We start from the raw sequence: 9,048 nt of genomic DNA, 5'->3' as shown, positions 1-9,048 counted from the left end.
ATTTTCATTGAGTATAAACTTCTTTTCACAAAAAGGATATGAAACCCTCTGGTCAAGAGTTTCCCCATCCTATCTTCTATTCTTTATTTTGCTTCTACACGGACACCTTGGGTATCAACTCTCAAGTCATGCAGTTTTCCTTTGAAAGGTTGCTTTTCCAATTCTGCCTTAATCCTTGGCATCTTGTCATGAGAAGCCAGAACCATAACTGTCGGCCCAGCACCAGAAAGGTAGGTTGCATAGGCCCCATTTTCTTTGGTCACTTGCTTAATCATCGCAAATTCTCTTACCAAGTCCTGACGATAGCGCTCATGGAAGAGGTCTCCCTCGATTGCTTGCCCAGCGGTCACCATGTCTCCTGCCAACAAGGCAGCAACCGCTACATTGGCGATAGAACTTGCAGCAACAGCTTCCTTATAAGACAATTTTTTAGGCAAGACACTACGGCTGTCGCGAGTACGTAATTCATAGTTTGGAATGTAAGCTAGAAAATCACACTCTGGAAAGTCTGCTACGATAGCAGAGACTTGCCCTTCAACAGAACTTGCAATAACGAGATTACCATAAATGGCTGGAGCCACATTATCAGGGTGTCCTTCAATCTTGGTCGCTAACTGCAATTTTTCATGATCAGACAAGTCGAGTTGCCCCAATTGGTTGGCTAGTTCAATCCCAGCCACAATAACTGAGCTGGAAGAACCCAAACCACGCGCCAAGGGAACATCACTGGTCATTTTCAAGCGTCTAGGTTTCAAATCTGGTACAATTTGCAAAGCGATTTTGAGCAAGAGATTACGCTCGTCATGTGGAATCCATTTGCCAATCTGGTGTTCAATCAGCCACTCATCTCCTTCTTCACAGACCTCGATTTGAAGGTACTTGGTTACAGCTACACCGACCGAGTCAAAACCTGGCCCGATATTGGCACTGGTTGCAGGTACAATAATCTTCATCTTATTCTCCTAGCACCTTGAAGGTATTCAAGAGGTCAAATTCTGAAACCTTCTTCAATTCAGCTGAGACATTTTCAAGCTGGGCTTTATTAATCTTGTGTGTGATGATCACAACACGCGCCTTGTCACCCTCTTTGCCATCTTGAAGGATTTGCTTAAAGGAAATATCTTGAGCATTGAAGATTTCAGCCAACTTCAAGACCTGACCTTTTGAGTCTAGAGCCAAGATTGAGAAATAGTAGTTTGCTTTGACATCTTCAGGATTTGCCAAGACCAAGTCACGGCTATATTCGTTGAAGTCTTTGCCAATAGTACCATCATTCAAACGACGAACGATACGGACAATATCAGCTACAACACTTGTTGCAGTTGGTTTTTGACCCGCACCTGGTCCGTAGTACATAGACTCACCAATACCGATAGATTCTACAAAGACAGCGTTCATTACGCCATTCACACTAGCAAGTGGGTGCGCTTTAGGTAGGAAGGTTGGAGTCACTTCTGCAGCAATACCTGAAGAAGTTTCCTCAATAGAACCAACCAATTTCACTACGTAACCAAGCTCTTGAGCTACAGCTACGTCTTCTGGTGTGATATTGCGGATTCCCTTGTGGGCTACATCATCAAAGGCAATCTTCATGCCAAAGGCAAATTGGCTCAAAATAACCATCTTGTAGGCTGCATCAATCCCATCTACGTCATTCGTCGGATCGCTTTCTGCAAATCCTAGACGTTGTGCTTCCGCAAGAGCATCATCGTAAGACCAGCCTTCTTCCACCATCTTGGTCACCATGAAGTTGGAAGTTCCGTTGACTACTCCAAGCACGCGCGTAATTTTATCAGAAGCCAAGGAATTTGCTAAAGTACGAAGAATTGGAATCCCACCAGCAACTGCTGCTTCGTAGTAAAGTGCTACCTTGTTAGCTTGAGCGATTTCTAGCAATTCTGCGCCATGGACAGCCAAAAGGTCCTTGTTAGCAGTAACAACGTGTTTTCCAGCTTCCAAGGCACGAGTGATAAAGGTTTTAGCAGGTTCGATACGCCCCATCAATTCCACTACGATTGTAATGTCTTGATCTGATAAAATATCATCCACATTGGTTACAAAGTTAAAGTCATTCCCTGCTGCAAGTAAGCGATTCTTTTCATCTTCATCCTTGACCAATACCTTAGCAACTTCAATCTCTGAATGTGCTGATTGATTGATTTTTTCTCCATTTTCCTTTAGGAGGAAAGGCACACCACTTGCAACGGTACCAAATCCTAGTAAAGCAATTTTAACTGTCATCTTTATCTCCTCGAAATTTTCTAATATAGCCATTATAACAGAATTTTGTGAAAATTCCTATCATAGTAAATCACTATTTCAGTCTAGAAAAGAAAAAAACGAATCTGATGATTCGCTCTTCCTAAAATCTAGAAATAATTTTCCAGAAGTGATTATCCAATCTTTTGCAGATTGGTCACTGCATCGTGATTCATCAAGACTTGGCCATACTCCTGCAAGACTGAACGACTGATGTCACTATCGTCCGCAAACTCGCGCATACGGGCCAACAGCCAAGCTGGATATGGACTTGGATGATTTTCAATATCCACTAAAATGGTCAAATAATAGCGCTCATTCATCTTGTAGAGTTCAGAAGTTTCCATCTCAAAAGTCACTGTCTTAGCAAAAGCCACCAAGTCAGCCAACTTAGCAAAAGAAAGGATGTAGTAGATGTAAGGTTCTTTCTTACTCTCAGCTTCTTGTTCAGCCTGCTCCTGCTCTTCTTCCTTGGCTTCGACTTGCTCTAAAGATTGAATCGCTTCGATATCATCCTTAGTTTTGTCTGCGATGCTCTTTTCTAAGGTTTTAATAAACTCATCTGGCGACATTTGAGCCAATTCTTCCATATCTGGTAAATCCGATAAATCTTCAAAATCTAGATTTTGGTCAATCTTTGATTTGGTTACAAAGACATCAACCTTATCAGGTTTTGGAGTCACACGGAAGCTCAACATACCTGTATCTAGAAAGCTATCAGGCATCTCTAACTCATCCAAGATAGCATAAAAAAACTCTTCTGTTTTTTCTTGAGGGACAAGAAAGTCAGCAATCTCCATGCCACGATCCATCAAATCCTCTAAAGACATCGTGATTTTCAAAGTTGTATCACTAATTTGTTTCATTTTCATTGCTAGTAACCTCATACTTTCAGTTCTATCTATTATACTAGATTTTTACGATTTTATCAAAAGAAGGCTCCTCTATACGGATAGATTTTCCCTAGGGTCTTTCTATAGGAGACTCCAAGAGAAAATTTCTGCAGACAGATAGAAAAAGCCTTCAAAATCAAACTTCTTGTTCGACTTTGAAGACCTAATACATCAGAAAGCTTATAGTTTAAAGGTTGCTACACCGAGGATAGAACGATTTAAGTTTCTAAGAATTTGAAGACTTTGTTCAAATTTCTTATAACGAGTCACTCCGTACTCTTCAACAAGAAGGACTGTATCTCTTTCCAAAAGAGATGATACATCCTGTAAATCTACAAAATGCATTCCTTTTAAAGCCTCTTGACTCTGTTTCAATTTATCTAGGATAGCTTTATTTGAGCTAACGATTGTTAATTCTTGTCCAGCATTTTTGTATGACAAGACATCTGCTAGGTTAGCAATTGTTGTAATCTCTGTTACAAAATCAATTTGATACTGAGAAAAATCACCTGCTCTATTGATTGTTGGATTAAAGAGATAAATCAATACATTCCCCATCACAACCAAAATCACACAAACTACTCCAATAACAGCTAAACGGAGAATCAAGTTTTTCACATTCAATCCAAGTGCTGTCTCACCATTTGCATTCAATTCTTTAGAGTTGATGGTTTCCAATTTTTCAATTTTTACATTTGCAAAAGTGTGTTTAAATTTCTCAATCAATCCATCAATTTTTCGCTCTAACAAATCATTAGCATCTTTACTTGATGTCAAAATTTTCACACCAACCCCTGCATCGTCAATCATATAGTAGACGGTCAATTTTTTCCACCAATAATCATTCGTTGAATTTTTCAAGGTTGTTTCTGTCGTGTCTAATTCACTGGCAATTTTTTTCAACTCACTGGGTTCTACATCATTGAAAAGATAAGCTCCATTCAAATTACCATCAATCAATTTCCCATAAAAATCACTATAACCACCAATTTGATGATTCAAAATTGTTTTAGCTGAGTCTTCTGGAGGAGTGATTTTATAGCTAAGATAAGTTGAATAACTTGTTGTATCTTTGACAGTGTTTTTATTCCTAACTGCTTTAATTGTAAATGGTACAGCAATGAGAGCAAATAAAGCGATGAGAGCTAAAATATTTGCTTTTCGTTTTTTGTAAAGATTTGCAAATAAATCAGCTACTGAATAATGTTCAAACATGATTTTTTTCTCCTTTGTTTAGTAGATACTGGTTCTCTTTTGTAAGCATTTTTGCTACAAATATAATCACAAGAACAATTCCCCAGAATTGCATTGTAAATAAATTGAAGAAACTTTCTGAAAAGCTACTTCTAGGCATAAAGAATAGATTATTCAAGATGAGTAAAGACAAGGCAAATAGGATTGTTTTTGAACGATAGGCTACTTGCAGCATGGCTATGAATAACATACCTAGCAAGAGACTAAGTAGAAAGACTCCTATCATACCATAGTCTGTATACAACTCCATGATATAACTACTTCCGATACCATGTCCTTTCAAATATTCCTTGTTCAAAACAAGATAGGATAGATTGTGGGCATAACTATTACTATCAATAGCTAGCTCTACACTATTGGTTGTATGCTCAAAGGCTTTTCCTCCGAAAATGGCCCCCAAACTTCCCCTTGCAAAATAATCAAGAACAGGACCAAAAGTAAAATTACGGAAATCTCTGTAAGGTAGGCTACTGTTAAATAGAAAACCTCGAGCCAGAACGCCAAAACTAGTTCCTTGTTTATAGATAAAGTCAAGTAAGATATCCCAGAAATCTGTATGAGAAACTTGGACATTATCCCGTACATAATTGAGTACTCCCATCGCTAACATGAGAATAGGAGAACCTACAAAAATCGCTAACTTTTCTTTAAACCCAATCCATTTTCCTTTTTCAGTTTGCTCCCGCATAAAGTAATAAACAAAAGCAAATAAAATACTTAAAATAAAGGGATTTCGTGTCCCAATTGCCAAATGAATAGTATTAGCTGCAATAAAGGAGACAAGCACTGCTGTGGCCTGCAATTTCTTTGGCTTGGTTGCCAGATACATACACATTGCATAGACCGTAAAGGTAGACAAAATGTAGGTAAAATAAGGCAGTTTACTTTCAAAATTTGCATAGTAGGCATAGTAGGAAGTCTGCAAACGATACAAGAGCCGTTCAAATAACCGAATGAAATAGAAAGGATAGGTTAGAAGAAAAACTCCTAGTGATACAAAGCGTAACCGCTTGATATAAACCTCTTTTAGAGAATTTCCTATATTTGCTACTTTTATTTTCTTCCTAGCTATGAAGTAACGAGCCAGAATGCCTCCTGTGGTCAAGCCCAGAATCGAAACCATGACAACTATAAAGGCAAAACGATAGGCTATTGGATGATAGGTATCCAAAGCACCATCCCTAAAATAATCAATGGTCGGTCTTGATACCAGAAATACAAAAATGGTTAAATAGAAAATAAAATGGATTAAGTAATACTTGATATCATTCCAACAAGCAATTAAGCTACTAACCAACAAGAACAATAAAGTAGAAAGTAAGCTAACATTATTATTATTAAACAGATACACAATTCCACTTACTAGCGTCAAGGCATAACTGACTATGGTCAAACTAAATAATAATCGTTTCCCATCAATCACTTGGTCACCCCCGTTCTAATGTAATTTTTTAGATTTTTCAATATTTTTCAGTAATAAGAATCGATATAAGGAAATATTTATGAATAGGGCCAAAGCACTAATTCTTCTCCCCTTACGGAAAATTGGATTCCTAGAAATAGCAAAGGCATGGCCTTTTAAAAAACGATGAATCTGAGAATAGGCTTCAAACTGTTTATACTGATTATCTAGCAACATCTTATCCAGAATAAAGAAGTGGGCATAGGCCAATCTGAAAAAAGCGACCTCTTTCAAGTCAGGATAGTTTTTCACAACTTCATTATAAAACTTTTGGTAGATATCAATATAGGCTAAATCCTTCTCTGCATAGGGTTTGGTCGTAATACTATCCCCTCTATGGAAATAGTAATAATAGGGTTTAGTATTAACCACATACTTCTTGGCCAACTTGATTAAATCAAAATGGTAATAGGCATCTTCGTAAATCAACCCCTTAGAAAAGGATAGGGCAGTTGCAATCTGTCTCTTGATTAGCTTATTGCAAATCGTCCCAGGTATTTTTTCACCTATGAGGTATTCCTTTAGAAATGTTTGAGAATCACAGACAAAATAGTCATCCTGATTGGCTGACTGTGGGCTTTCATCATTAGCATAGACATTCATGACACCACAGCTCGAAACATCCGCATCTTCTTGAACTAATTGCTCATATAAGCTCTGAATCATTTCTGGATGGATATAATCATCTGAGTCAATAAAAATCAGATAATCCCCGTGAGCCTGCTTCATCCCATCATTTCGTGCTTGCGACAATCCTTCGTTCTTTTTATGAAGCACTGACACCCTGTCATCTTGTTCAGCGATTGAATCACACAAGCGACCACTTTCATCTGTTGCACCATCATCAACAAGAATAATTTCCAGATTTTGATAGGTCTGCTTCTGAATGGAAGCTATCGATTTTTCTAGGTACTGCGCCACATTATAGACTGGCACAATCACACTAATTAATGCAGTTTCCATGCTACTCCTCTAATAGTTTTTCTACTTGTTCGATTTGTTTTGTAATTGTAAATTGTTGAATGAATTGGCTAGCCTCATCGACATCAAAGTTTGAGGCAGAAGTCATGTAATTAGTAATCGCCTGAGCTGCCTCTTGATTGCTCTCAATGATTTGTCCAAATCGTCCTTCTTGGGATAATTCCTCAGCCCCTCCAACGTCCGTAGAGATAAAAGGGAGTCCCAGACTCAAGGCCTCCACATACACTCCAGGAAAACCTTCTTGTTTAGACATAGACAAGAGAACTTTCGTCTGAGATAGATACTGATAAGGATTTTTTTGATAACCAAGGAAATGTACATAGTCCTCAATCCCATACTCTTTGACTCGTTTTTTCAGTTCCTCTTCCATATCACCAGCCCCGATAAAATAGAGATGATAGTTTTTTCCCTCTTGGTGTAATAATCGTATCACTTCCACTACACGGTCAGAACCCTTATTTTCCTCAATCCGTCCGATAGTACAGATACTTTGAGGAGCAATCTCGATATCGATCTTCTCTTGAGATTTTTCTAGAATAGTCTGAAAATCATATCCATTGTAGATTGTCTGTAATTTAGAAGCATAATCTGGATAAACTTCCTTGATAGAATTGCTGGTCTTTTTTGAAATCCCTACAATTGTATTCGCAGCATCCAACTGGCTTCTATGTGATTCTCTTTTAGAGCTATCCTTAAGAAGTTCTTCAATACTTCCATGAATCCAAGATATCTTCTTGACTTCTCTTCTTTTAGAGAACAACAGTGGTGGATTCATAATGGTAAAAGAAACTTCAACATCATAATCATCTTTTACAAGCAAACGACGAGCCAGTCTTGGAAAATAAATTCTCATTCTCCACAAAAAAGCTCGTAACCATCTGGTTTGGCGATAATCTTGAAGGGATTTTAAAATGCGTACATGCTTTGGAACAGATTCATATCCCTTGTCAAAGTGCTCCATTTCAAGAATATCAATATCATACTTTTCTAGATCCAGATTTGAAACAATGGTTGATAGAATCTTCTCTGCACCACCTCCAAGAGAAAAAGACCACATAAAAAATAAGATTTTTTTCTTAGCCACCATATTCTCCCTTGTATTCTGTATAAGACTTATCCATATCAGCGATGACAGCATCATGATGCGGTACCTGCTTGTCTGCTGGTGGAGGCGTCATATAATCCCCAAAAGCAGTTCTGAGATAGACATCATAGCCGATTGGAATAGGCATCTCTGTTCCTTCAAATGGCAAGAAAAGATTGTCTTCAAAAGATGTGATTGGGTACTTGTTTCTCATGTAGCCAGGACCTGAGCATAATTCTGTAATGCCATCACAATCAGCCAAATCATACTTAGTCATTTCTTTCTCAGCTTTTTTCCAGATGCGATAACGGAGAGATTTTGGAGTCAAACCCAGTAAAATGCGACTTCCCCATTTCATGAGAGCACCATGCTTTTCTGGAATAGTTTGCGCACAAAAGAGTGAATAAATCAAGGCCCAACGAACCTGTTTTTTCCGCTCAGCTGGATCTTTCGGATAATAATCCAAAGGCAAAACATCCAAGGCCAGACCATGTGGCAAATCCAAATCCTGCTGATAAGGCTTGATACAGGTGGTTTCCTTGTCACGAATGGTAATAAAAAGATTACGATCAACAAAATCCTTGTAACTCTTTGACAAGAAATAACGTTCATCTGCATAACGAGGCCATAATTCTGCTAATTTCTCATAATCTTTACGAGGCATAAAAAAGTCTAGGTCGTCGTCCCAAGGAATAAATCCCTTGTTTCGAAGGGTACCAATAGCGCCTCCGCCACAGAGATAACAGAGCAAATCATGTTCTTTACAAAAGGCCACAAAATATTCAGCCATCTCCAGACTACGAGCCTGAATTGCTTTTAAATCAGTCATATTGTTCATTATTCTTTCTATCGTATCGTTTCATTATACCACAAACAAGGGGTGAAAATCTATTGCAGACTGTAAAAAATCAAAGCCTGACTGCTATCCAAATAGCTATCAAACTTTGATTTTTCTGTCTTATACTCTTCGAAAATCTCTTCAAACCACGTCAGCTTCACCTTGCCGTAGGTATAGGTAACTGACTTCGTCAGTCTTATCTACAACCTCAAAACTGTGTTTTTAGCAGCCTGCGGCTAGCTTCCTAGTTTGCACTTTAATTTTCATTGAGTATTAT

Annotated in this window: 8 protein-coding genes; all 8 read right to left on the bottom strand. The window is 38.2% G+C overall.

The window, feature by feature from the left end:
• Window positions 1–83: 83 nt before the first annotated feature.
• Window positions 84–953 (bottom strand): homoserine kinase, encoded by an 870-nt coding sequence (thrB, locus tag HT699_RS04380; protein WP_050207664.1) that lies wholly within the window; start codon window positions 951–953, stop codon window positions 84–86.
• A 1-nt stretch (window position 954) separates the two neighbouring features.
• Complete coding sequence (locus tag HT699_RS04375; RefSeq protein WP_050223267.1) at window positions 955–2,241, bottom strand: homoserine dehydrogenase; 1,287 nt, start codon at window positions 2,239–2,241, stop codon at window positions 955–957.
• 152 nt (window positions 2,242–2,393) lie between these two features.
• The gene (mecA, locus tag HT699_RS04370) at window positions 2,394–3,131 is read right to left on the bottom strand and encodes an adaptor protein MecA (RefSeq protein ID WP_000782675.1); all 738 of its coding nucleotides are present in this window, start codon (window positions 3,129–3,131) and stop codon (window positions 2,394–2,396) included.
• A 201-nt stretch (window positions 3,132–3,332) separates the two neighbouring features.
• Window positions 3,333–4,367 (bottom strand): hypothetical protein, encoded by a 1,035-nt coding sequence (locus HT699_RS04365; protein WP_000461506.1) that lies wholly within the window; start codon window positions 4,365–4,367, stop codon window positions 3,333–3,335.
• The gene (locus HT699_RS04360; RefSeq protein WP_172926109.1) at window positions 4,360–5,829 is read right to left on the bottom strand and encodes an O-antigen polysaccharide polymerase Wzy family protein; all 1,470 of its coding nucleotides are present in this window, start codon (window positions 5,827–5,829) and stop codon (window positions 4,360–4,362) included. Before HT699_RS04360 ends, HT699_RS04365 begins: the two co-directional genes overlap by 8 nt.
• Before the next feature lie 15 nt (window positions 5,830–5,844).
• Window positions 5,845–6,831 carry a glycosyltransferase family 2 protein gene (locus tag HT699_RS04355; RefSeq protein ID WP_172934121.1) on the bottom strand — a complete coding sequence of 329 codons (987 nt, stop codon included), beginning with the start codon at window positions 6,829–6,831 and terminating at the stop codon, window positions 5,845–5,847.
• Window position 6,832: 1 nt separating this feature from the next.
• A complete protein-coding gene (locus HT699_RS04350) occupies window positions 6,833–7,936 on the bottom strand; it encodes a glycosyltransferase (protein WP_000225877.1) in 1,104 nt (367 codons plus the stop codon).
• Window positions 7,926–8,771: a phosphorylcholine transferase LicD gene (locus HT699_RS04345; RefSeq protein WP_001062004.1), complete on the bottom strand. Its 846-nt coding sequence runs from the start codon at window positions 8,769–8,771 to the stop codon at window positions 7,926–7,928. The genes HT699_RS04350 and HT699_RS04345 overlap by 11 nt, the downstream gene beginning before the upstream one ends.
• Window positions 8,772–9,048 lie beyond the last annotated feature (277 nt).

The organism is Streptococcus sp. 1055 (assembly GCF_013276815.1).
Classification (GTDB): domain Bacteria; phylum Bacillota; class Bacilli; order Lactobacillales; family Streptococcaceae; genus Streptococcus; species Streptococcus pseudopneumoniae.
This window is presented reverse-complemented; position numbering and strand designations above follow the sequence as displayed.